This window comes from Synechocystis sp. LEGE 06083, from assembly GCF_015207725.1.
GTDB lineage: Bacteria > Cyanobacteriota > Cyanobacteriia > Cyanobacteriales > Microcystaceae > Synechocystis > Synechocystis salina.
The window spans coordinates 1-2237 of the sequence record NZ_JADEWJ010000403.1; the positions used below are offsets into that span (position 1 = coordinate 1).

2 protein-coding genes are annotated in these 2237 nt (G+C 43.7%); both read left to right on the forward strand.

Features of this window, described 5'->3' with window-relative positions:
• On the forward strand, window positions 1-1664 hold a 1664-nt coding region (locus IQ219_RS19130), incomplete at its 5' end, for an alpha-amylase family glycosyl hydrolase (RefSeq protein WP_194073664.1).
• 77 nt (window positions 1665-1741) lie between these two features.
• Window positions 1742-2237: S-layer homology domain-containing protein (locus IQ219_RS19135; RefSeq protein ID WP_194073665.1), on the forward strand; the 496-nt coding region annotated here is incomplete at its 3' end.

The window sequence follows — 2237 nt, forward strand, 5'->3', positions numbered from 1 at the left end:
GGGATGCAAGTCCCATGGCATCGGAATCAAACGGATTTTGGTATTTGGACATTCCCCAACTTCAAGCAGGCGCTGAATATAAATACCTAATTGCAACGCCCGGGAAACAAATCGAACGCATTGACCCCTATGCCAGGGAAGTAACCCATTCCGTTGGCAATGCCGTTGTCCATGATCCTAGTTTTGATTGGCAGGGGGATGATTTTGCCATAGCTCCCTGGAATGAATTGATAATTTATGAATTGCACGTCGGCACCTTTAATGATCAAAATAATGACGATACCTCTGGAAAATTTTCTTCTATTTCTGCCCGACTGGCTTACTTAAAAAAATTGGGTATTAATGCTATTCAAGTGATGCCCATTGGGGAATTTGCTGGGGAAAGGTCTTGGGGTTATAATCCCGCCCATATTTTTTCTGTGGAAAAAGCCTATGGTGGCCCTTTGGCTTTTAAACAATTTATTAAGCAAGCCCATAGCCATGGCATCGCGGTTATTTTAGATGTGGTTTACAACCATTTCGGCCCCAGTGATCTTGATCTTTGGCAGTTTGATGGTTGGTCAGAAGGCGATCGGGGAGGTATTTATTTCTACAACGATGACCGTTCCCATACTCCCTGGGGCGAAACCAGACCGGATTATGGCCGAGAGGAAGTGCGGCAATATATTGTCGATAATATTTTGATGTGGTTAGGAGAATATCACATTGACGGTTTACGTTTTGATTGTACCCAATTTATTCGCACCGTTAATGGTTTTGAAGATCGTAATTTACCCGATGGTTGGAGTCTTTTACAGCGGATTAATTTAGAAATTAGCCAACGTTTTCCCGGCAAAATTACTATTGCAGAAGACCTACAGAATAATAAATGGGTAACTAAGGATATTGGTGCAGGGGGAGCAGGATTTGGTTGTCAATGGGATCCCATGTTTGTTCACCCCATTCGACGGGCGGTAATTACTACGGTGGATGAGCAACGTTCATTACATGCAGTTGGTGATGCCATTACCTACCGCTATAACGATGATGCTTTTGATCGAGTCATTTACAGTGAATCCCACGATGAAGTTGCCAATGGCCAAGCCCGAGTTCCCCAGGAAATTAGCCCGAATAATCCCAAAGACTGGTATGCCCAAAAGCTTTCTACCCTAGCGGCTGCGATGATTTTCACTGCTCCTGGTATTCCGATGTTATTCCAGGGCCAAGAATTTTTAGAATCGGGTTGGTTCCGGGACACCGTGCCGGTGGATTGGGAACAGCGGCATGAATTTTTTGGCATTGTAAGACTCTACCGAGATTTAATTCGTTTACGGCGAAATTTAGATGGTTTTAGTAGGGGATTATCTGGGCAATTTACCCAGGTTTTTCATCTCAATGAAAACCAAAAAATGATTGCCTTTCACCGTTGGGAACAAGGGGGAGAAAAGGATGATGTGGTAGTGGTGGCTAATTTTGCCAATGAACCCCGTTATAACTATATATTGGGCTTGCCGGCGGAGGGATTTTGGGCGTTACGTTTTAACAGTGATTGGCAGGGCTATAGCAATATTTTTGGCAATTTTCCCAGTACTGACACCAGGGCTGAATCTGGAGGATATGACAATTTTCCTTGGCATGGTTTGGTTTCCATTGGCCCCTATAGTGTTCTGATTTTTTCCAGGTAAATTTTAGCTAGTCTATTTATTAATTTCTAGTTCAAAATCAATTTTTCTTAAATATTGAATTATTTTACGAGGTAATTATGATTTTTTTAAATCGTACCTTGCTTAGCTCCGGTTTAATTGCTTTGGCATTTATTCCAATTATTCCGAGGGTTTTGGCCCAGTCCTCCAGTTTTGGAGATTTACAGGGTTATTGGGGGGGACAATATGTTACAACCCTGGCTGAACGGGGCATTATTGGTGGTTTTCCCGATGGATCCTTTCAACCCAATGGCCAGATTACGAGGGCTCAATTTGCGGCGATCGCCGTTAAAGCTTTTAATTTATCCCCTGGCAATAGCACCCGTAATTTTCGGGATGTGCCCAGTAACTATTGGGCGGCGCCGGCAATTTTAGCAGTGAGTAGTTCCGGTTTAGTAACGGGATTTCCCGACGGTAGTTTTCGCCCTGAAGAAAGGATTACTAGGGCCCAAGCTTTAGTAATTTTGGCCAAAGCTTTGGGAAATAATACCAATGCCAACCCCAGTGGCTTAAATGTCTATGGCGATCGCCAAGCAGTGCCAGAATGGGCTCTGG